Below are 23682 nucleotides of genomic sequence, written 5' to 3'. Positions count from 1 at the left end.
CAGTCTACGATATGAACACAAACAAACTAAAAATGCTAAACCTGTTTGGAAACGGATTAATAGGACGAATAAACGTTTACCATGATGAGCTGCCAGAGTCTATGCAGCCGGTAGTAACTTATTCAAGTTTATACTACATAAAAGACCATTTAGGAAGTATAAGAATAACTGTAGATAAATTAGGAAATGTAAGAAACGCACAGGATTACTATCCTTACGGCGAAATAATGCAAAACTTTGAATACGGAGCTATAAACGAAAAATACAAATTCACAGAAAAGGAACGTGACACAGAAACTGGTTATGATTATTTTAAAGCACGCTACTATGACAGCGAACTTGAAAAGTGGTTACAAGTTGACCCGTTGAGTGAGAAGTATTGGGGGTGGAGTCCGTATAATTATTCATTTAATAATCCGTTAAGATATTTTGATCCAGATGGTAAATGGCCGGAGAAAATTCATAATAAAATTTTATATGAAGCATTTAAGGATATTTTAACGTCAAGAGAAATTATTATACTACAACAAGCAAGTAAATTTGTTGATGAAGACCAAAGCAGTATTGGACAATTCAAGCATGCTATGAGAGAAAAAGGAGAAACCGTTGAGGTAGCAAGAAATAGGATGTATGAATATATAAATATTAAAAGACAGGAGTTTATTGAGGGTAAAGGAGATGCTGCATTGTTTTCACTTGGCGAAGCATTACATCCTATCATGGATATTACTTCACCGTCACACGAAGGATTTCAACAATGGGATGAAAATTTCTTTTTCCCACCAAAAGAATTTAATTTTTTAACGCTTCTTAAAGCGGGTGTTCATATAATAAGAGAATTTAAAATAAACGATGAAAGATTTGATTTAACTGTTCGATTGCTCAGGGATTTCTACAAAACTTCAATTGAGCTAAAAGGCGAGAAATGATGTCTCCTCGTACATTTATCAAAGTTATGTTAGAGACCCTTGTTTTAGCTTTACCATTTTGGCTTTTAATTGTAATTGTAATTTATATTTTACCTACTTCTACAATAGAAGAAATAACGAGATTTATTTTATTACCAGGAATTATCCTAAGACTAATTTTTAATCCCACATGGGATGCTATGCATAATACTCCAGACTATGTTTATTTAATTTTAAATTTTATTTTTTATTACGTGTTTTTCTTAATTATTAAATTATATAAGAGAAGACACTGAACTAAAATTAATTATACAATCATTTTAATATCTTATGCGCGGTACTGATTTGACAGAAAACAAATGTTAAATTTACTTGGACTTGGACTTATTGGAAGGGTGAAATTCTATTGGGATGATTTACCTGAAAGACCATTCTTCACTTATTCAAGTTTATACTACATAAAAGACCATTTAGGAAGTATAAGAATAACTGTAGATAAATTAGGAAATGTAAGAAACGCACAGGATTACTATCCTTACGGCGAAATAATGCAAAACTTTGAATACGGAGCTATAAACGAAAAATACAAATTCACAGAAAAGGAACGTGATATCGAAACCAGTTATTTGCTGTCACCGACCGGTCGGTGACAGCAAATAATAAAAAAGTACTTAATGAAGATTAATTGCACTCCCGCCGATAAATTCTCTCAAAACAGAATCGCCCGGTACAGGTGAATCGTCTTCCACCGGTTCAATAGCATCCAAAAATCCACGCACTCTTGATGCACGAGTATATGCATCAATTCTTAAAGGGTCGTCCTTATACTTTTTCTCCCACTCAATAAAACTTGCAAGAAGCTTTGGACGGTAAAGCGGAATTTCATACGAAAGCGATGTGTTTAGAATATAATCCGCCGAATTGCAGTACGGGAGAATATTTCTTTTTTCAGATGAACGAACATAATGCCAATGGAGTAAAGTCTGCTCAGGTTTGTATGCACGATGCACTGAGTCGCGAAGCATTCTGCGAATTAACCGAATGTCCGTCCATTGAATATATTCTCCTTCCGGAGTTTTCATTTGAAGAAGCGGTTCGAGATAAAGCTTGAACTTTTGTGAAGCCGGTATCTCCCGGCTGAAATCCGGAAATAATCCGTGAAGACTGTCGATGAGTAGTACTTCGCCTTCGTGAAGCTGGATTTTTGTTCTGTCTGAATATCTTTTTCCTTCCTTGAAATCGTAATATGGAATTTTGATCTCTTTGCCTTCGGCTAAAAGTTTCAGATGTTCATTTATCATCTCAAGGTCTAAAGCTTGGGGCGTTTCGAAATCATAATCGCCGAATTCATCTTTTGGATGAAGCTCTAAATCGAAAAAGTAATTATCTACAATTAAAGGAACGAACTTCATTCCCAGCTTTTTCAATCTTTGCTCGAGTTTGTAAGTTGTAGTCGTTTTTCCCGATGAGGATGGACCGCTGACCATTACCATTTTTAATTCATCCGCCCTTTCACGAATTAGATCCGAAGCAGTATCGAGCTGCGTTTCGTAAAGTGTTTCGCATTCATGAACAATGTGAGGGAATTCGCCGTTTCTTATTCTTTCGTTTGTCGACTCGATTGTGTGCAGATTATGTTTAACTGCCCAATCAAGCGAGCGCCAGACTTTTGCCCATGGAATTACTTCCGATGGTTTTGAATAATGCCGTGAATCTTCCCTTCTGCAGCGTGCAGCTTCTTCCCTGTATAAAATGAATTCCTTTGCGACTTTCGCATGACCGTTTTCAATTAGTACTTTTTCAATTATATCTTGAATTTCTTCTACGTGAGGTTTGTAGTTTTCTTCAAATGATTCATTCATCAATTGCACGACTTTTTGAGCAAGTTCGGCTGCTTTGTCTTTGTCACGCCCGCCGACCGAAACTGCCGCTCTGTAAATGACATTTGCTATTCTTTCTTCATTAAAAGGAACTATTGCCCCGCTTCTCTTAATTACGAACTTAAATTTACTCAAAACTTTTCTTTCTATTATTCAAATTTGTGTGGACAAATTTAGTTTAGGGCGTTTTATAAATCAAATTATTCTGTGACTCATTAAATATTAATTACTTTTCTTAGTCTCCGTCTCAGCCTAAGCCTCAGCCTCATCTCCACATCGCACATTCAAGACATAGACTTCAACCCAACAATTTTCTTCAGCATCCAAAATATCACCGCCGCACCGATCACAAAGGTTAAGAGAAATGGGATCATTGAACTCCACTGCGTTACAACCAGTTCACGATTCAAATCGACGATTTTAGCAATTGAAAAATCCTGCACCCATTGTCGGCTCAATACGTTAAAAGTTAGCACCAAAAATTGAAAACCGCCAAGAAGCCAAGCAGTAGCTTTTGTGAAATTTTGCTTTTTGATTATCATTATAACAAGCGGTACGATTGCTGATAAGCCTGTGATAACAAAAAGTCCATGCACAATCGGATCGGTTTTAATTGCATCCAATAAATCTCGTGAAAATGTTCCAAAGATGTACCAAGCTGACGTGGTTCCTGCCCAAATCAATCCCACGAGATAGAGCTTTAGAGAAAATTTTCTAACGGTGTTTCTATAATTATCAGTTTCATTCTTCGCGAAAAACACCGAATCGATAATTAAATAAACAGCCGTTGTCATAACTGATAAGCCGATCATAAAAAGCCAGCGGGGAAGCAGCGAGGCATCTTGCAGATTCAAAGCAAAACCTGTCACGGCACCGGCGACATTTGTCTGTTCATAAATTCTAAGCCATTCATCTTTATTTACCAAAAGAGAAAAATTATTAGCAAAGAGAAATCCGATCAGAATAAAAAATACTGCACTGATCCAAACCGAAATTTTTCCAATCTTTGTGATATTATTATTCTTCACTTGAGTTGTGTAGATATAGACTCCATAATAAGCAAACATCAAAAGCACAATCACACTCAGCCAGGGCCAGGCGATCAAGATTCCGGTCGGATAGTAAAGCGAGTAGTGAAGCGTTTGAATAAACAGTAAAGGCACAATTCCGAAATTAATTCCAAGGGCTACAATGATAGGCATGTACATGACCATTCGTTCACCTATTCGTCTTGTATCCCCTTCAGCGGTGAGTGAGAGTATCGCGGCTAACGGCATGCCTGCATACCACAGATTCATCATGCAAAGATGGAGAACAAATCCGAGCACTTTGAATAACTTCAAGAACCAAATTGGTGCGGGTAATCCCATTTCATTTATCGGAGCTAAAAACTCATTCATGGTTTCCTCCCTCAGTTTTTGTTTGAGCAGAATTATTTTCTTTATCTAAAATCGGATGCGGCATTTGGATGCTTTGGATATAACTTGTGAGTAGTTCTGCTTCGATTTTATTCCCAGACCAAGGCGGCATGAAATAATGAATTCGCTCCATATCAATTATCGTTGTTTCGATGTGCTCTTTTTTCCATCCGCGCGTGATGCTTTGAATTCCCGAAAGCCCCTTTACCGCATGACAATCGTTACAGTGATACATAAACAATGTTTCGCCAAGTTTGACTTTATCATTCTTTGAAAGATCGTTTACCTTTTGATAGTCAATCATGTTGTTTTGATCCGCAAGCTGAGGATATTTTTTTAAAACGTACGGACGCGTCCAAGCTCCAAAATTCAAAAATCCGATCTGCTCTGCTTTTGCGACTTCACTTTTGTAGATCTGATGTCCATAAACATAATCATAAACAATATAAGGTTTGCGGACTGCTTCGCGGATGAACTCGCTCGATCCGACAGCAATCAATCCAAAAATAAAAAGCAGAATTGCATATCCGAGCGAGAGTAATCCCTTCCCTTTTAACGAACCTAAATAAAAGAAAAAGAAAACAACCGCTGTTGCCGCGAAAACCAATCCCATTAAAATATTTAACGATGCGGCACCCTCAAGTGCGGCTTTGCTGCTTTCAGGGAGATAAATGAACCATAGAATACCGCCGATCAATGTGAATGCGGCGCCAAATATTGCCCACTTAGCAATTCGTCTTTCGATTCTTCTCAGAAATTCTGGATCTTTTACTGTTATTGAAGCGTGAAGGAAAAAATAAAGTCCCGCAAGTAAAATTGATCCACCGGTTCGTGAGAAAATTTGTGGAATCGTCTGAGGATTAAAGAACGCTGTCCAAAATTCTTTATCTTGAATGAAGTTTCCTGGATGAAGCATAAATGAAGTTATACCAGTTATTAAAACTAAACTCATCCAGGCAGAAACTCCGTAAATCCATCCAATGATAGTATGAGTTTTCGGATCAAGTTTTCCCCAGTAATAATAAAAAATAAATGCAGCGATAATTTCGATTATAAAGAACACCCACTCCATTGCCCAGCCGAAAACAAATATGTGGATAAGTGCTTCGGTTGCTAATGGTGAGGCAAGACTTATAGTCCACCAAATTCCGACTCCTGTGATCGCACCGAAAACTACCGTAAGCCAAATAAAAAATTTCAGATGTGAACGTAAATAATCTAGAGTGTCTTCGCGAAGATTGCGATACGCTCTACCCGTCTCATAGGCGAGGATCATTCCTCCTCCGACAGCATACATTGCCACGTAAACATGGATTGTTGCGATTATCGCGATAAGCATCGGGGCGGTGATCACATCAACATACCACCATGGATAGTGCATTTTTCCTCCATTTTGAATATTTCTTTCAACAAACTTAAGCTAATTATCGCAAAAATTCTTGGTGAATTTGATTAATGAATTTCTTAAAATACGATTGAGGGATGTATAGAAATTGTTAAAAATTATTCTTACACGGGGAATTCAGATTTATAATTATTCTCAAAACAAATTGGAGGATTAAATGCCGCACAGAAGATTCATGACTCTTGAACGCCATATTATCGAAAGTGAAAGAAGACATCCACAGGCGACTGGAGAACTTTCAGCATTGCTCTCTGACCTTGCATTAGCTGCAAAAATTGTTTCTCTTGAAGTTAACAAAGCAGGTTTAGTAGATATTCTCGGATTTACTGGCGATACGAATATTCATGGCGAGCGAGTAAAGAAGCTCGACATTTTTGCACATGAAATTCTAATTCGCGCAATGGACCATGGCGGGCATCTTTGTGTAATGGCTTCGGAAGAAGAAGAACAGCTAATTCATATTCCGGCTCACAAGAGAATTGGAAAGTATGTTTTGCTGTTCGATCCACTCGATGGCTCTTCAAACATTGATGTGAATGTATCAATCGGAACAATTTTTTCTATTTATAAAAGGAAATCCTCGGGAGATGGAGCTGGCAGGCTTGAGGATTGTCTGCAAAAAGGATCCGAACAAGTTGCCGCAGGTTACATTGTTTACGGTTCGAGTACGATTTTAGTTTACACAACCGGAAATGGAGTCTATGGTTTTACGCTCGATCCATCGGTCGGTGAATTTCTTCTTTCACACGATAATATTCGAATTCCAACTAAGGGAAAAATTTATTCGACCAACGAAGGAAATTATCTCTATTGGGAAGAGGGATTGAAAAAATACATTAAGTATTTACAACAGCATGACAAAGAAACAGGGCGTCCATACACTGGAAGGTATATCGGCTCTTTCGTTGCAGATTTCCATCGAAACTTAATCTATGGCGGAATATTTATTTATCCGAAGGATAATAGAAATCCAAGCGGCAAGCTCAGATTGATGTATGAATGCAATCCTCTCGCATTTATTTGTGAGCAAGCCGGCGGTAAAGCATCTGATGGACATACACGAATGCTCGATATTCAACCTAAAGAATTGCATCAAAGAATTCCTCTTTTTATTGGAAGTCTGCACGATGTGAGAATTGCCGAAGAATTCGTTCAGGGTCAAAGAGACTTAGACACTAAGTAAAAAGGATTAATGCACATATTTGATTCTTGCCCGATTTGCTATTGCAATAAACTTTCTGACTTTAAGGAATTCGGTCGGACAAAATTGGTGAAATGCAGAAGCTGTAAAATTATTTTTCAAAATCCCCAGCCAAATACCGCAGAAATTAAAAACTTTTATGATGAACTTTATCTTCAAAGCATTTCGCGCAATGACGTATTTTTAAAATACCCACAAGTTAAAGCTGCGGCTGAATTTCATCTCCAAAGAATTGAACAACGATTTGGAAAGATCAATTCGATCCTCGAAATCGGCTGCGGTAATGGAGAGTTTTTAGCTGCTTTAAGAGATTTGGGTTATTCGGTAGATGGAATTGAAATTTCTTCTGACGGCTGCAAATACGCAAAATCACATTTCGATTTAAATCTCTTCAATGGTAAAATTGAGCAATTCAAAACCAATAAAGAATTTGATTTAATAATATTCAATCATTCACTTGAGCATTTTCCAGATCCAAAATTTGCGATACAAAAAAGTTGTGAACTGCTTAAGAAAAATGGAATTGTTTGGATCGTCCTTCCAAACATTTTAAGTACAGATAGATTTGTCCATGGCGACAGATGGGATGGCTGGCACTTGCCTTATCACCTATTTCACTTCTCGCCAAATTCGTTAAAGTTCCTGCTCAAACAAGCAAAATTTTCAAGAGTTGAGCTTGTAAAAACATTTCTGAATCCGGTTCAAATCTTCAAATTCTTTATATCGGGCGAAACAGATTACGAGAGAAAAAATATCAATCAAGTGAATACTTGCTGCACAGCCTGTCGAAATTCGGAAATCAATTTTATAAAAAGAATTATACGAAAACCAATTACATTTTTTTTCTCTGGACAAAACATGACAGGATTTGCTGTAAAATAATTATTTACTGGTATGAACAAACATTTCCCAAATCTTTTCGCTGTTCTCCAAGCTCTTCTTGTAACTTTTTTATGGTCCACCTCATTCATAATAATCAAATGGGGATTGGCGGAAATTCCGCCGGTTACATTTGCGGGCTACAGATACTTTCTCGCGTTTATAATTTTCGCACCGTTTGTTTTTAAACAAAACTATAGAACTGAGTTGTTCAAACTAAACAGAACACAAATTAAAAAGTTAGTCCTGCTTGGAATAGTTTTTTATTTTTTCACTCAAGGAACACTATTTCTGGGTTTATCTTTGCTGCCAGCCGTAACGGTTAGCTTAATGTTAAACTTTACGCCGTTAGTCGTTGCTACTTTAGGAATTTTCTTTTTAAAAGAGATACCCTCCAAACTCCAGTGGATTGGTGCGGTACTTTTTGTGTTTGGTATCTTAGTTTACTTTTATCCAATTGGATTTTCAGGAAGTGAATGGATTGGAATATTAGTAATGATTATTGGAGTTATGGCAAATTCTGGATCTGCTATATTGGGAAGAGATATTAACCGCAATAGAGATATTAGTCCATTGGTTGTAACATTTGTAAGTATGGGGATCGGTGCAATACTATTGTTGATCGTCGGTTTATCGATTGAGGGATTTTCATCTCTCAGCCTGCAAAACTTTCTTTTCCTGCTCTGGTTAGCTGCCATCAATACTGCTTTCGCATTTACACTTTGGAATTTAACTCTTCGGACGCTCACAGCGATGGAATCGAGCATTATAAATGGAACTATGCTTATTCAAATTGCAATTCTTGCCTGGTTTTTTATCGATGAGAAAATCACTATGCAGGAAGGAATTGGGATGGTAATTGCTGCGATTGGAGCTGTTCTGGTACAACTAAGAAGGAATAAAAATACTAAGCACTAACAGTTATCATGAATTAAAATGCCACTAAGGCACAAAGACACTAAGAAGTAACTGAATAAGTTCTGTGCGAGACTTTGAAGCTTGGCACCTTTGCGTAAATCAGAATTTGATTCGATTAATTAAAATTCCAATTAGACATCCAGCCAATAAGTAAATTTTATCATTAGAATATTGTTTGCTTCCGCATTCCAAAGATTCTTAAAATCTCTTCCGGCTGAAAAGCGTCCCGGATCATCGAAGTTGGTTTTATCATGAGTCCATACAAAATAAAATGCAGAACCCGGCGAGAATTCCCATCTCAAAACTAAATTTGCTCGGAGGGATTTGTAATTAAAATCTGGATTCTGAAAACTAAAACTCACAGCCGGCCCAATGCCATCCGGATCGACAGTATATTCTTCTGAATTGGAATCGTATTTAATGGTTGAGCCGTTTTCTCCGAAGTAATTAAAATCATATGTGCGCGGTTTTGCGAGCTCCTTAAAGTTTTCATAATTACCGACGGAAATAAGGGGCTGCAAATATAATTGAAGACTAAGCTTTGGTGTAAACGTCCAATTCAATCTGATATTTGATGAAATTGTTGTTTGTTTCATCTCACCGAAAACATAACGATTACCATAAGTCTCGTCAGCATATTTGTCCTCGAATCTTCCGGCCCATTGAGCAGTTTCAAAATTCTTATTTAGCGATGGCCCAAATGAAATAATTAATTTTGATGACGGTTTCCAATTAAAATCAAGATTAATTCCGAATCCATTATCGCCTGCATTATTTTCAAAATACTCACCACCGAAGAAAGCAGTTAATTTTTTCCGTCCGTCAGTATATCCATGAAGATTGAGGAAGAGTGAATTCGGTCGTTTTGTAATCGGACCGCCTCTTGTCAAATCGGTTGAATATGCCGAAAAATTATATCCAACATTGTATCCTAATCCCCAATAATTCAGAAATTGAATATTTCCAAAATTGAATATTCCCTGTCCAATTACATCACCATCAAAATTATAATTTCTAAAGTAAGCAAGGACAGCTGACTTACTTCTTGAAAAATCGTCTGGCTCATACCAACGATATCCACCTACGACATGAGCATTTATTACATCCGCTCGTGATTGAAAGCCGAGATCGTTCGATTCAAATCCTGGTGAGAGAATTCCAACAGCTGAGTTAAAAATTATATTTCCTTTCTGTTTATTCACTGCAACTCTACCGACATATCCGGATAATGAAGTCAAATTGCTATCTATTTTTAAAAATGCTGCATCCGGCCTTTGTAAATATCTCCTTGAAGATCGTTGTAATCTGACAAGATAATTTTCTGAGCCGTGTGAATACGATCCAGCTAAATAACTTGTTACCACATAAGTTTGACTTGAATCGAGTGAAGTCCATCCATCAATTCCAAGAGTAAATGCTTTATCACTTAATCTATCTTTGAGCGGTAGATACTCTAAATCTCGAATCACTGCGGTGCCAATCATACCGATAGATTGACTTCCAGAGTTAAACTCTTTTTGAGCCCTGAATACTCCGTAGTAAGTTAATGGTTCGACCTCTTCTTCAGATTTGAAGTTCGATGAATCAATTGTAGCAAATGTTCGTTCAGTTACAGCATTGATAATTCCGAGTGACAAGTTATCTCCAATTTTGCCGGAAAGTTTTGCTGCACCGAGAATTCTAGTTTCAGTTGGATAATCCACGAATCCATCACGTTCGACTGAACCTTGTGGAGCCCTGCCGATTCTTCGGGAATAAAATAATCTTGGGTCCCCCCAATTCATTCCCCAATTACTGTTCGCTCCCCCAGAACCAAATCTGAATATGTTTCCTCCTTCTATAAAGAAAGGTCTTTTTTCCTGATAAAAAGTTTCAAATGCAGAAAGATTAACAACTGCTGGATCGACTTCAACTTGCCCGAAATCGGGATTAAATGTTGCATCCAAAGTAAGATTGCTGCCAAGACCAAGTTTCAAATCTGCACCAGCATTCAACCGATATTGTTTTCCTTTGTAGAATGGATCATTAGCATCATGAATTAAATACTGTGCTTTCGAAACAAAGTAAGGAAGCAATTCAAGTCTTTGCTTGGATTTGATCCCGCGAAGTCCAATTAAAGTAGCAAAGTGCGATACGTAACCGCTTTCTTTTTTTGGAACTTGAACGAAATGAGCTTCTTCATTTTTTCTATGGATCCGTCTGTAAAAATTTATTCCCCACTTCATTTCATCTTCATCTTTGAATCTAAGCTGTGTAAATGGTATGCGCATTTCGACATACCAGCCCTTACTATTTTTATGAATTCCATAATCCCATATTCCATCCCAAGACCATTCGTTCCAGCTATCGTTATAAAATGTACCATCGAGCATTGAGCCTGCAGGATTCAATGCAAAAACGAATGCTGTTCTTCTATCGAAATATGAATCAACTGCAAAAGCGAATATATCAGATTCGGGCATATCATCCCGTCTTGCATATAAACCTACGATCGAATCCGGTTGAGAATCGTAAAGCTTTGCTGCAACATAAAGTGCATCATCATCATACGCCACCCAAACTTCTGTCAGCTCAGTTGCTTTTTCTCCTTCTTTGGGATCACTTTGTGTAAATTCGCTTATTGGTTTATTTGTCCAAACAGTTTCTGATAAGAGACCATCCAGCAATATTTTTTCATTTAATCTATGGGCGGTGACAGTTTTTGAGTTACCAGGGCGGTCAATGGAAAGCAATAGGGAAAATTGAGAAAGGAATAATAATAGTGTAAATAAATATCGTCTCATCCGAATTATTTTACCGCTTTAGACGGAATTTCTCGGGATAAGGTTTCACAAAGAGATAATTTTTTTATAGCACGAGCTTAAATATTAGAGAGTTTTTCCTCGATAAGTTTGATCAAATCTTTTCTACTGATGCTCTGAATTTGGAATTTATTTGTGCGAAATATTGTGGTTACATCGTCTCCCTCGCCCTTAAATTTTTTAAATAAGTTAAATCCAAGGCGGTTGCGATCACTTTCTAGCGGCATGTATTCTTTCAATTCTTCAGCAATCGTATAAACTTTTTTTTCAAGCGTATCAATACCAAATTTTTGTATATGTGCAGGAGGTAAAGTTGACATTTCAGATTCCTAATTTTTCTAACTTTTGATTCAAATATAGTTAAGTAGTGTTAATTGAGCAAAATCGAATCAAAGAAAAACCTTTCGTGCATGGTTTTTTGCCATGAGCCGCAACATGAAAAGAATTTGTATGCTTAATAAAAATGGATTAATTTTAATCACAAAGCTGATTGTATAAATTGAGTTCATACAAAAAAATATTGGTCATTCGTTTAAGCTCCCTCGGTGATATTTTACTGACATCTCCGCTCTTGAAATCTTTAAGTGCAGCTTATGAAAATTGTCTAATCGATTTTCTTCTTAAGCCCCAGTTTGCCCAAGCGGTTGAAAGCAGCCCCCATATAAATGAAGTTATATATTATCAAAAAAATGAACTTCGTACTATTCGAAAGAAGATTGAAAATTCATCTTATGATTATGTAATTGACCTCCAAAATAATTTCCGTACTCGACGGTTATTAAGAAGGTCGAGCATAAAAGTTTTTAGATTTCAAAAGCCAACTGTTAAAAAATTTTTATTAGTAAACTTAAAGGTTAACTTACTAAAAGACAAAACTTCAATTGCTCAACGATATATTGACTCATTCCCACTCGTGAAAGGAGAAAAATTAGAACTAGAGTTTCATTATCCCGAAGGCAAAGATGAAGAAGCTAACTTATTGTCAACCGGAATATTTGTTGACAGATTAATTATCGGAATTTGCCCTGGCTCAAAACATTTTACAAAAAGGTATCCGGCAGAATACTTTTCAAAATTGATCAACGAGCTTTCTCAATTGAGTTATTCTATTTTTCTCTTCGGTGGAAAAGAGGACAGCAAGGTTTGTTCTAAACTCGCGGGTCAAAATCCAAGAGTTAATAATTTTCAAAATGAAAACGATTTGTACCTTACTGCAGCCTTGATGAAGAAATGTTCAGCTGTAATTTCGAATGATTCCGCCTTGATGCATCTTGCCTGTTCATTGGACATCCCAACTCTTGCGATATTTGGTTCAACTGTGGCTGAGTTTGGATTTTTTCCGCTCGGCAATAAGAGTGTATTAATTGAAAACATTAATTTAAATTGCAGGCCATGTACCCACATTGGAAGAAACGAGTGCCCGAAGGGACATTTCAAATGTATGAAAGATATTTCACCGCAAATGATCATCTCAAAGCTTCAGAGTCTTTTAAAAAATGAATAAGTTCTGGTATATTTTTTATAATTATTTTCTCATTCACAAATTTCGCTTCGCACTTGGATTGCTCTCTTTATTTAATCTAAAAATTAGAACTGCATTAAAGGAGAGGAAGGATTTATTCAAGAACTTATCAGATATAATCTCGCAATTGGATATAACCAAAAAAAATATTTGGCTTCACTCATCTTCCGTTGGTGAATTTGAGCAGGCAAAACCAATAATTGAAAAATTAAAGGGAACAGATAAATACAACATAGTTGTCTCTTTTTTATCACCATCGGGATTGCACAGCGCAAAAAGATATGAATCGGCAGACGCAATTACATACTTACCATTTGATTCAAAACGGAATGTAAATCGATTTCTTGAACTCGTGAATCCGATCGCCTTCATTATTATGCGATATGATTTTTGGCCGAATACAATTTGGCAATCCTACAAAAGGAACATCCCAATATTTTTAGTCGATGCTACAATGAAGGGCAATTCGAAAAGAATACTTCCCTTGGTGAAAAATTTCCATGTACAATTATTCAGCTGCTTCACAAAAATTTTAACAATTTCCGACATTGATCGAGATAGGTTTCTGAAATTCAAGTTAGAGAATGATAAGGTATCAACTGTAGGTGATACCCGCTATGACAGAGTCTTCTCAAAGAGTCAAAATGCTTTAACAAAAAAAATCCTAGACGAGAAAATCATAAAGGGGAAAAAAGTTTTAGTTGCCGGAAGCACTTGGCGTGAAGATGAAGAGGAATTTTTACCGGCAGTTCTGAAACTCAATCAACACATCGATAATTTACTTACCATTATTGTTCCTCATGAACCGACAGTTCAAACGATTGAGCAAATAGAGTATGACTTGAAAGGAAAAGTTGCAGTAATTCGCTTTTCACTATTAAATCAATACAAAGACGAAAAGGTAATCATCATTGATTCAATTGGAATTCTTTTAACTCTCTATGCGAATGCCGACTTTGCTTTTGTTGGCGGTGGTTTCAAATCGAATATTCACAATGTGCTTGAACCCGCTGTTTACGGGATACCGGTGATGTTTGGACCGAAGCACTCAAATAGTCAAGAAGCAGAGAGTCTTATCCAAATCGGTGGCGGATTTGAAGTTCAAAATAAAAAACAGCTGTATAAAATTATGCGGAGAATCACACTTGACGATTCCTTCCGAAAAGAATCGGGCTTTGCAGCAAAGAAATTCGTCGAGACTAATCTCGGTGCTACTGAAAAAATCTTAGACGCTCTAAGAAGCTATATATAAATTGCTAGGTACAATATGATTAAACTGATCAAGGCAAATGAACGACATTTCTTCAAGACCGATTGGCTTCAAACCTATTGGCATTTTTCTTTCGACCACTATTATGATCCAAATAATATGAATTGGGGAAACATTAGAGTTTTTAATGACGATATAATTAAACCAAAATCTGGCTTCGATTTTCATCCTCATCGTGATATGGAGATTATAACTTTTATCATCAGCGGAGAATTAACCCACCGTGATAATTTAGGAAATGAAGGCGTAATCAAATCCGGAGATATTCAGAGAATGACAGCCGGCAGAGGAATAATTCATTCTGAAAGAAATGAACACTCCGATGAGCCTGTTCACTTATTGCAAATGTGGGTGCTTCCTGATCAATCTGGACTCGATCCTTCATATGATGAAAAACATTTTGATATCACTGAAAGACTGAACAAACTTCTTACGGTTGTGAGTAACAGTAAACACCCATACTCGCTCCACATAAACCAAGATGTAACATTTTATGTTTCGAAATTGGAAGAATCAATTGAGATAGCTCATCTTACCGACAAAGAAAGGTATCTTTATTTGTATACAATTGATGGCGAATTGCAAGTCAACGATGTTGAGTTATCAAAAGCTGACTCACTCAAAATTCACGGAGAGGAAATTATTAATTTTAAAACAAAGTCTAAAGCTGACTTTCTCTTAATAGACTGTAATGGATAAGTAAATACCTGAACTAAAATCCGCATGAAGAACATTTCCAAACTTCAACAGCACTCAATAATTTTTGTTTATTTATTAATCAATTCGATCTTCATTCTAAAATATTCGGTCAGATATTCTCTTCCACCAGTTCCTTTGATAATCGGATACGTAGTAGTTGTAATTGCAATTATTTCTACTCTGGTTTTTAAAAGAGATTTAATATTAAAATTTAGCATAACTATTTATTTATGGTTTTGTTTGTTAGTGGCAATGTTATTTTTTATTTCATTAACTCAGTTTGACATCTCAGATATCAGGGTCAGTAGATATGCTGCAATACAAGAATGGCTCTTTAACTTTTTGAATGGAATATTTCCTTATGGAAGTCCAACAAATCCATCAGGATTCCCAATATTGTTTCTTGCTTTTACCCCATTCGCATTAGTCGGCGAGTTAGGTTTAATGCAAGTCTTAACATACATTTTAATTTCTTTATATCTGTTCAAGAAATTTAAGAATCGCCAGGAGGTTAAGTGGTCAGTTCAGATTCTGTTGTTAATTTCACCGATTTATCATTATGAAATAATCACAAGAAGTGAATTGTTTTCAAATATGGTATTTGTTCTTCTCTTTGTTGATTTTGTTTCGAAGCAAAATGTTAAGAGAATTAATTTTAATAAATTGTTATTCATCTCAATTCTTGGCGGATTGCTTCTTTCCACGAGAATGATACTGTTACCAATATATTTTATTTTATTGATCTATTATTTTCGACAAGACTTAAAAAGACTATTTATTTTATTTTTAGGAATTGGATTTATTTTCTTATTAACCCTTGTACCCTTTTTTTTCTGGAATCCTTCAAGTTTTATCGAGAAAGGACCGTTTGCAGTTCAATCGCTCTATCTGCCAATAGAAGTAGTTGCAATTTTCCTCGCTGGGGCGGTTTACCTCGGATTCAAAATTAAAGATGAAAAAAGTTTATACTTTTCCACTGCAATTATTTTATTTTTATTTGTTGCAGCTTCCTTCTTATTTCATCTTCAAGAGCATACTCTCTTTGAGTTGATTTACAAAGATAGATTTGATGTCGCCTACTTTATTTTTCCGCTGGTATTTATCTTAATGCAAATCGATAATTCTATCACAAAAAATTAATTACCACTTAAGAAGAAATTAATCTCTATCCTCATTTCTTCTCATAAACTATCTTGCCATCAACTACAGTCATGACAACACTTGTCTTAAGAATCTCCTTCGGCTCTATTGATGTGATATCTTGATCGAGAATAGTAAAGTCTGCCCACTTACCAATTTCAATTGTTCCTTTTTTCTTCTCTTCAAAACCGGCATAAGCTGCCCATTTAGTAAATTCATTCAGCACTTCTTGAATTGTCAATTTCTCTTCAGGATACCAACCTCCATCAAATACGGTTGTGTCTGGGATTCCTTCCTCCGAGATGATCCACATCTTGTTATCAACAAGCCACATAACGTCCATCCAATTACGCGGATAACCATTTTTATCCTGTCGTGTAATACCTGCGTAGATTCCTTCAAGAACACTCGGATTCTCCACCGGAAAATCTGAACCGCCTGCAATAATCGGACTCCCTTTTAATACGAGTTTAGGAGCGTAAGACCATTTCACTCGTTCAGTTCCGAGCCGTGCTTCTGCCCAGGGCATATCCGATGTTGCATGGACGGGCTGCATACTTGGGATGATTCCATTTTTTGAAAATCGTTCAACGTCAACTGGATCAATAACTTGCACATGTTCAATTCGCAAGCGATAATCTTTATTAGAATTTTCATTTAATGCTTTTTCATATGCATTAAAAATCAACTTAATACCTTCATCGCCAATTCCATGAGTTGCAACTTGAAATCCTTTTTTGAGTGCATTACTTGTAACTTTATAAATTTCGTCTTCACTCATTAACATGAGACCGAAATTTTTCGCGTCATCATTATATGGCTCAGACATTAGTGCACCGCGAGAGCCCATTGCACCATCGACAAATAATTTAATTCCTCTGACTGTTACAAAATTATTTCCATAGCCGATCATTGGCCCTTTTTCAAGATATTCATTCCAAGTTTTTCCAGGACCATCGATGTACGCATGTATGCGAATGGGTAATTTGCCTTCATCAGCAAGTAATTTCATAACATTTATCGTGCGTGAACTAGCACCCATATCGTGCGCTGAAGTTATTCCGTGAGTTACAAGATCTTGAACCGAAGCCAGGATTGTTTTTTGTATCATCTCTTCTGTAACGGCAGGCAGAACTTTATAGATTAAATTCATTGCATTATCGATCAACACTCCAGTCGGATTTCCATTTGCATCACGCTTTATATCGCCTCCATCAGAATCTTTTGTTTCTTTGGTGATGCCCGCAAGTTCAAGTGCTTTTTTGTTTACCCATAAAGCGTGTCCGTCAATCCTCGTAAGATAAACGGGATGATTAGGAGCTGCTTGATCCAAAATTTTATGATTAGGCCAGCTCTTGTCTTTCCAATCGTTTTGATCCCAACCATGCCCAGCAATCCATTCATCAGGAATTAGTTGGGCTGACTTTTCCTTAACAAGCTTTGCAATTTCTTCTTGAGAATCAGTACCGACTAAATTTATCTCAAGCAGATTATCACCATAACCACTTATATGGCCATGAGCATCTATAAATCCCGGGAACAAAAATTTACCTCCAAGATCTATGCGTTCAGCTTCAGTGTATTTTTGTTTTAACTCATCTGAAGTTCCGAGATCGAAGATTAGCCCATCTTTAACTGCTACAGCTTCATAAATTGAATTATCCTCATCCATTGTGTAAACTTTACAATTGATGAAAACTTTATCTGGCATTTCTTTGCTGCAAGAAGTAAGAAGGGTAAAACCGATGACCAAAATAATAATTAGTAGTGTTTTCATGTTACTTTTTCCAAGTTTTAAATTAAATCAACTTCAATTAAATATAAATTAAATTTATTTCAGATACTTTTTCAAAAATTCGCCCGTATAAGATGCTTTCGACTTTGCGATTTCCTCAGGGGTACCTTCTACTACGATCTCACCCCCGTACTCCCCAGCTTCGGGACCGAGATCAATTATATAATCTGCACATTTGACGACGTCCATGTTGTGTTCGATAATAATAATTGAATTCCCTTTCTCGATCAAAGCATCAAAACAATTAAGCAGTTTGTCAATATCATCAAAGTGAAGACCTGTTGTCGGTTCATCGAAAATGTAAAGTATATTTTTATTTTCTTCTTTTGGTATGAGCTTCTCGGCAAGCTTTACCCTCTGTGCTTCTCCACCCGACAATGTAGTCGAGGGCTGCCCAAGCTTCAAATAACCCAATCCAACATCAACTAGGGGCTGCAAACGATTTATAATTTTTTTCTGACCCTTAAAAAAATCGATTGCTTCCATAGTAGTCATGTCAAGTACATCTACAATGCTTTTATTTTGATACTTGACTTCGTGGACTTCTTTTTTGTATCGGCTTCCTTTACAATCTTCACAAAGTAAGTAGAGATCTGCTAAAAACTGCATTTCAATCTTAACATACCCTTCACCCTGACAGGTTTCGCATCTTCCGCCGGGAACATTAAACGAAAAATATCCCGGTTTATACCCGCGCGTTTTTGATTGAGGTCTTTGTGAATAAAATTCGCGGATCAAATCAAATGCTTTAACATATGTTGCAGGATTTGATCTTGAGCTTTTACCAATAGGAGACTGATCCACAATTTCAACACCGGAGACGTATCCAGCTCCCTCTATTGATTTGAATTTTCCGACATCCAAATTTTCCGCCGATTTAATTTTTTGAATTGCTGGATACAAAATATCATTTACAAGAGTGCTTTTACCGGAGCCGCTCACTCCAGTAATACAGACAAATATGCCAAGCGGAATTTCTATATCGATATTTTTCAAATTGTTTTCTCTAGCTCCAAGAATTTTTATAGAACGCTTCCCCTTCATTCTTCGGATTTTAGGAATGTTGATTTTTTTCTCTCCGTTCAAATATTTTCCCGTGAGTGTATTTTTATCTTTTAGCAAATTATCATAATCCCCGAAATAAACAATCTCGCCGCCCTGCACTCCCGCTGCCGGTCCCATATCGACAATGTAATCCGCTTCCTTCATCATTTCGGGATCGTGCTCGACAACGAGAACTGTGTTACCAAGATTTTTCAATTCGTGCAAGACCTGAATTAATCTATAATTATCTCGTGGATGCAGTCCGATTGATGGTTCATCCAAAACGTATAACGACCCAACGAGCGAAGAGCCGAGTATAGATGCAAGATTTATTCTTTGAGTTTCCCCACCTGAAAGCGTACTCGAAAGTCGATCGAGAGTAAGATAACCAATTCCAACATCGACTAAAAATTTTAATCTCTTTCGGATCTCGTTAAGAATTCTCCCTCCGATTTCTAAATCATGTTGTGAAAGATCTAATCGTTCAAACCATTCGTGAAGTGTTGCCAGCGGCATTTGAATCAAGTCTGCAATTCTTTTCTCACTGATTCGGATGTTGAGGGCTTCTTTCCTCACCCGTGAGCCGCCGCAGTCATAGCATGAAGTATAGCCGCGATATCTGCTGAGTAGAACTCTATAATGTAACTTATAAGTTTTACTCTCGAGCATTTTGAAAAATCCATTTATCCCAATAAATCCGCGAGTTCCATCAAAAACAATTTTTTCTTCTGCAGAAGTTAAGGCGTCAAAAGAGACATTTATTCTCAATCCGGAACTGGCTGAAATGCGGATAAGATCTCGCCAATATTTGCTGAATTTTTTTGTAGTGAATGGGACTATTGCTCCATCACGAATTGTTTTCTTCCTATCGGGTATGACTAAGTCATAATCAATTCCAACTGTTCGCCCAAATCCTTGACACGTTGGACAAGCTCCAAATGGATTATTAAATGAAAATAATCTTGGCTCTGGTTCTTGGTAGATAATTTCATGACACTCGAAGAATTTTGAAAATTGAAACTCTTCCTTCGATTCAAAATCAATCAACACAAGACGTCCATCTCCTTCTAGAAAAGCTGTTTCTATCGAATCTGAATAAAGGGAGTCCACATTAGCTTTATCCAGCGAAATACGTTCTACGATGACTTTAATTTCTTCTTTCTTTAATCTGGGATTTTTCCATTCATTGATATCGTGAATTTTTCCTTTAGAATAGATCCTGAAAAAGCCCTTACTGAGCAGATTTTTAAATTCATCTTTCAAAGATTTTTTTCCATGAACATGAAGCGGAAAGGCAATTAATAGTTTGTGCTCATTGGGAAACACTTTAAGTTTATCAATGACTGAATTAGTTGAATCTTTTTTTACAATATTGCTGCAAACTGTACAGTATGTTTTCCCCACTCGCGCAAATAGCAATCTTAGATAGTCGTAGATTTCGGTATTTGTTCCCACTGTTGAGCGTGGATTTTTTGCCGGCGGTCTTTGTTCAATGGCGACTGCAGGGGATATACCTTGAATGAAATCAACATCTGGTCGATTCATTCGCTCTAAGAACTGACGTGCATATGCGGACAAGCTTTCAACATATCGTCTCTGCCCTTCTGCATAAATCGTATCAAAGACAAGACTCGATTTGCCCGAACCGCTTACCCCAGTAAACACAACCAGCTTGTTTCTCGGAATTTCAAGATTGACATTCTTAAGATTGTGCTGGCGAGCACCCCGAACTATTAATTTTTTTTCGAGATTATTTGTCATATTGCGAGTGTGAATTAATAATAAAGTTACTGATTTTTATGATAAATTATTGATAGGTTATGTAAGAACAAGATTTTCCAACTATTCTTTCAAAAAGTAACTTTGAGCGACTTAGCACTCATTACTTCTTCACCTCATCAACTCTTTTCTCTAACTCTCTCAATTCGTTAATTCGTTTCTCAAGTTCTTTTTGTTGTGTTTTGATTTCTTCAAGTTTTTGACCGAGCTCTCGTTCATACTCAGCACGTTCCCAATAACCGCGTTTTTCAAAATATCCCTTGAACAACCAATTGTGCTTTAACGCCTCCATGTTTTCAGCGAAACGTTCTGCACCAAGTCTTGCTTCGTTGGATGTGGTAATCAAATTATTAATGATTGCTTTGACTGAGTCATATCCGCTTTTATCGCTAATCAATGCACCAAGCACACCTTCACCTTTATCAACTCTAATGACTAAGTTATCAATTTTTTTTACGACTGAATCAACTCCCGACATTACAACCACAACAGATTTTCCGAGCTCGGTAACAACACCAGTCACATCCTCAAGACTGCCGGTTAATCCGAGCATTGTGTTATTAGCAGTTTGCGTAGCTTGGTCTATACTCCGATAAAGTTTTTTATCATTAATAAGCTGACCTACAGTCCCCTCACCTTCATTTACTTTTTTCAAAATCGTTGCGAACTCACGAGTAATATCTTTTATATAACTTAATATTCCTTGCGTTTCTTCAATTATTTCAGCGTAACTGAGCGGCATCTTAACTGAAAGGAAATCTCCATTCTCTACATTCGGAACTTCAGCAGAACCTCCGCTGATTATAAGAACTTTATTTCCAACTAATCCTTCGGTTTCAATGCTTGCCTTTGAATCTTTCTTAATAAATTGCTGTACATCTGAATTGATTCTCATCGTAACTAAAATTTTATTTACAGTATCTGCAATGAATTCAATCGACTTCACAGCACCCACATCAATTCCAGTCAATCGCACAGGAGCGCCAATTCGTAAACCCTCGACTGTTGGAAAGTACGCTTTAAGATCGAAGGCTTCTCTAAAAAGAAGATTCTTATTACCAATTACAAAAATTCCAATAATTAATAAAATTGTTCCTAAAAAAGTAAAAATTCCAAGTCGTGCACCTTTAAATGATCTTAACATTTCTCATCTCCTTTCCGAAGCATCCTTCGGATTATCTTCTAATTTCGTGGATAAAAAGTTTTGCAGAAACATATTTTTTGATTTCACCAAATCGTCGGTCGAGCCATTAAATATAAACTTTCCACTTTCGAGCACTAGAATTTGATCGGCAACGCTCATAGCACAAATCATGTCATGCGTAACAACAATGCTTGTCATCTTAAATCTGTCCTGCATTTCAAGAATTAAACGAGTAATTTCTTTTGAAGTAACGGGATCTAATCCAGTAGTCGGTTCGTCATACAGCATAATCTTTGGAAAAAGAATTAGCGATCTTGCGAGCCCAATTCTTTTTTTCATTCCACCTGATAATTCAGATGGCATTTTTTTCAATGCTTCTTTCAGGCCAACCATATCGAGCATTTCTATGATTCTTTCCCGCATTTCACTTTCGCTCAACTCCGTATGTTTTTTTAATGGGAAAGCGAGATTCTCTTCTACACTCATCGAATCATAAAGTGCAGCGCTCTGAAATAGAAATCCGATTTCTTTTCTGAGTTCGTTCAGCTCTCTTGTTTTCAAATTCAAAACTGCCTTACCGTCAATCTCAATAAATCCGGAATCGGGTTGAATTAATTTCACGAGACACTTCAGTAAAACGCTTTTCCCAATCCCGCTTCTTCCAAGTACAACAACTGTTGAACCATTCGGAACCTCGAAGTCAATATCATCAAGAATAATATTATCACCAAAGCTGATATTTAGTTTTGAAACTTTTATCATTCCGGAAAAAGAAATAATGTGATTCGTACCATAATTACATCAACCAAAAGTATCAGTAGTGAAGAAATAACCACAGCGGTTGTACTTGCTTTACCGACTCCTTCAGTCCCCTTTTTTGCATAATAACCGAGATATGATCCAACAATCCCAACTATAAATCCGAAAGCGAAAGTTTTCGTTATTCCCGGGAGTATATCTGAGAATTTTAATGTTCGAATCACGAGATCAGCATAGAGTGCAAATGTTAAATTCTGTGTGATGATCACTGAAATGTATCCGCCAAGTATTGCAATAAAATCTACATACACAGTCAGAAGCGGAAGCATCAAAGTGCAGGCAAGAACACGAGTTACAACTAAATACTTAAATGGATCGATTGCAGAAACTTCCATTGCATCGATTTGTTCTGTAACACGCATTGAGCCAAGCTCAGCACCTATTCCGGAGCCAACTCTTCCAGCAAAAATTAGTGCTGTGATCACTGGACCTAATTCGCGAACAACTGAAAGAGCAATCATTCCTGGAAGGAACATCTCCGCACCAAATCTTGCCATAACCGGCTGTGACTGCATACCTAAAACTAATCCAATGATCAATCCAGTGACGCTGACTAATGCAAGGGTTTTCACTCCGAGCTCATCCATGTGTTTACGAACTTCAGTAATTTCATACGGAGGACGGAAGACGCTTGCAAAAAACTTGACTGAAAAAGTAGTTACTCCGCCAATGATCTCAAAAAACTCAAAGACTTGAGAGGTCAGCTTGTTTATTATTTTATCCAAAAAGTTCTGTTTCAATTTGCTTTATAAATTATAAAAATTTTGTCTTTATTGAAATTCAAAATCATTCAATCCCAAGAATGAACGAGATGTTTTTGTTTTCCTCCGATTCTTCAAAAGTTATCGGAACGTCTCTAAAATGCCTTTCAATAAAATGCTGAACTTCTTTAAGCTCTCGAAGAGTGTACTTTAAAGGGTTATAGACAATCTTAACTGTTTTAACATTATATGCATCCTGCTTAACGAGATCATCCAGCTTATGAAGCTCGTCGGCAACTTGAAGTTCTATAAAGTCCATGTACTAAGTTTCAATTAAAAACGAAATCTTCAATTACAAG

20 protein-coding genes are annotated in these 23682 nt (G+C 36.7%); 9 read left to right on the top strand and 11 right to left on the bottom strand.

What is annotated here, in order from left to right:
* The coding region (locus FJ213_04375) for an RHS repeat-associated core domain-containing protein (GenBank protein ID MBM4175394.1) at nucleotides 1-929 on the top strand (929 nt) is incomplete at its 5' end.
* Between the two features lie 338 nt (nucleotides 930-1267).
* Nucleotides 1268-1558, top strand: a complete 291-nt coding sequence (locus FJ213_04370) for a hypothetical protein (GenBank protein MBM4175393.1) — start codon at nucleotides 1268-1270, stop codon at nucleotides 1556-1558.
* 21 nt (nucleotides 1559-1579) lie between these two features.
* On the opposite strand, the gene FJ213_04365 is transcribed toward FJ213_04370, so the two are convergent.
* The 3 genes from FJ213_04365 to FJ213_04355 form a co-directional block, all read right to left on the bottom strand.
* Nucleotides 1580-2923, bottom strand: coding sequence for a response regulator SirA (locus tag FJ213_04365; GenBank protein ID MBM4175392.1), 1344 nt, complete (start codon nucleotides 2921-2923; stop codon nucleotides 1580-1582).
* 149 nt (nucleotides 2924-3072) lie between these two features.
* The gene (locus FJ213_04360; protein MBM4175391.1) at nucleotides 3073-4188 is read right to left on the bottom strand and encodes a hypothetical protein; all 1116 of its coding nucleotides are present in this window, start codon (nucleotides 4186-4188) and stop codon (nucleotides 3073-3075) included.
* Nucleotides 4181-5587: a hypothetical protein gene (locus FJ213_04355; protein ID MBM4175390.1), complete on the bottom strand. Its 1407-nt coding sequence runs from the start codon at nucleotides 5585-5587 to the stop codon at nucleotides 4181-4183. Before FJ213_04355 ends, FJ213_04360 begins: the two co-directional genes overlap by 8 nt.
* 181 nt (nucleotides 5588-5768) lie before the next feature.
* On the opposite strand from FJ213_04355, the gene FJ213_04350 reads away from it, so the two are divergent.
* From FJ213_04350 to FJ213_04340, 3 genes are read left to right on the top strand one after another with little or no spacing between them, the layout of a single operon-like run.
* A complete protein-coding gene (locus FJ213_04350) occupies nucleotides 5769-6794 on the top strand; it encodes a class 1 fructose-bisphosphatase (GenBank protein MBM4175389.1) in 1026 nt (341 codons plus the stop codon).
* Nucleotides 6795-6803: 9 nt separating this feature from the next.
* Nucleotides 6804-7694, top strand: coding sequence for a class I SAM-dependent methyltransferase (locus FJ213_04345; GenBank protein MBM4175388.1), 891 nt, complete (start codon nucleotides 6804-6806; stop codon nucleotides 7692-7694).
* A 12-nt stretch (nucleotides 7695-7706) separates the two neighbouring features.
* Complete coding sequence (locus FJ213_04340) at nucleotides 7707-8609, top strand: hypothetical protein (protein MBM4175387.1); 903 nt, start codon at nucleotides 7707-7709, stop codon at nucleotides 8607-8609.
* A 131-nt stretch (nucleotides 8610-8740) separates the two neighbouring features.
* Here FJ213_04340 and FJ213_04335 read toward each other — a convergent pair whose 3' ends face one another.
* Both FJ213_04335 and FJ213_04330 read right to left on the bottom strand, forming a co-directional pair.
* Entirely contained in the window at nucleotides 8741-11392 is a 2652-nt protein-coding gene (locus tag FJ213_04335) for a carbohydrate binding family 9 domain-containing protein (GenBank protein ID MBM4175386.1), read from the bottom strand.
* A gap of 77 nt (nucleotides 11393-11469) precedes the next feature.
* Nucleotides 11470-11730, bottom strand: a complete 261-nt coding sequence (locus tag FJ213_04330; protein MBM4175385.1) for a hypothetical protein — start codon at nucleotides 11728-11730, stop codon at nucleotides 11470-11472.
* Between the two features lie 170 nt (nucleotides 11731-11900).
* Between FJ213_04330 and waaF the strand changes: the two genes are divergently transcribed.
* The 4 genes from waaF to FJ213_04310 are packed head-to-tail and all read left to right on the top strand — an operon-like array spanning nucleotide 11901 to nucleotide 16041.
* Nucleotides 11901-12914, top strand: a complete 1014-nt coding sequence (gene waaF / locus FJ213_04325) for a lipopolysaccharide heptosyltransferase II (GenBank protein MBM4175384.1) — start codon at nucleotides 11901-11903, stop codon at nucleotides 12912-12914.
* On the top strand, nucleotides 12907-14184 hold the full coding sequence (locus tag FJ213_04320; protein MBM4175383.1) for a 3-deoxy-D-manno-octulosonic acid transferase: 1278 nt from the start codon (nucleotides 12907-12909) through the stop codon (nucleotides 14182-14184). The genes waaF and FJ213_04320 overlap by 8 nt, the downstream gene beginning before the upstream one ends.
* Nucleotides 14185-14199: 15 nt before the next feature.
* Nucleotides 14200-14901, top strand: coding sequence for a pirin family protein (locus tag FJ213_04315; protein MBM4175382.1), 702 nt, complete (start codon nucleotides 14200-14202; stop codon nucleotides 14899-14901).
* Nucleotides 14902-14925: 24 nt separating this feature from the next.
* Complete coding sequence (locus FJ213_04310) at nucleotides 14926-16041, top strand: hypothetical protein (protein ID MBM4175381.1); 1116 nt, start codon at nucleotides 14926-14928, stop codon at nucleotides 16039-16041.
* Nucleotides 16042-16072: 31 nt separating this feature from the next.
* Here the strand turns inward: FJ213_04310 and FJ213_04305 are convergent, their stop codons facing one another.
* The 6 genes from FJ213_04305 to FJ213_04280 form a co-directional block, all read right to left on the bottom strand.
* The gene (locus FJ213_04305) at nucleotides 16073-17818 is read right to left on the bottom strand and encodes an amidohydrolase (GenBank protein ID MBM4175380.1); all 1746 of its coding nucleotides are present in this window, start codon (nucleotides 17816-17818) and stop codon (nucleotides 16073-16075) included.
* A 54-nt stretch (nucleotides 17819-17872) separates the two neighbouring features.
* Complete coding sequence (gene uvrA / locus FJ213_04300) at nucleotides 17873-20641, bottom strand: excinuclease ABC subunit UvrA (GenBank protein MBM4175379.1); 2769 nt, start codon at nucleotides 20639-20641, stop codon at nucleotides 17873-17875.
* 121 nt (nucleotides 20642-20762) lie between these two features.
* On the bottom strand, nucleotides 20763-21803 hold the full coding sequence (locus tag FJ213_04295) for an MCE family protein (protein MBM4175378.1): 1041 nt from the start codon (nucleotides 21801-21803) through the stop codon (nucleotides 20763-20765).
* Between the two features lie 3 nt (nucleotides 21804-21806).
* A complete protein-coding gene (locus FJ213_04290; GenBank protein MBM4175377.1) occupies nucleotides 21807-22565 on the bottom strand; it encodes an ABC transporter ATP-binding protein in 759 nt (252 codons plus the stop codon).
* Nucleotides 22562-23326, bottom strand: a complete 765-nt coding sequence (locus FJ213_04285) for an ABC transporter permease (GenBank protein ID MBM4175376.1) — start codon at nucleotides 23324-23326, stop codon at nucleotides 22562-22564. Before FJ213_04285 ends, FJ213_04290 begins: the two co-directional genes overlap by 4 nt.
* A gap of 82 nt (nucleotides 23327-23408) precedes the next feature.
* Nucleotides 23409-23642 carry a hypothetical protein gene (locus tag FJ213_04280; GenBank protein ID MBM4175375.1) on the bottom strand — a complete coding sequence of 78 codons (234 nt, stop codon included), beginning with the start codon at nucleotides 23640-23642 and terminating at the stop codon, nucleotides 23409-23411.
* Nucleotides 23643-23682: the final 40 nt, after the last annotated feature.

The sequence above is a fragment of the Ignavibacteria bacterium genome, from assembly GCA_016873845.1.
Taxonomy (GTDB): domain Bacteria; phylum Bacteroidota; class Ignavibacteria; order Ch128b; family Ch128b; genus JAHJVF01.
This window is presented reverse-complemented; position numbering and strand designations above follow the sequence as displayed.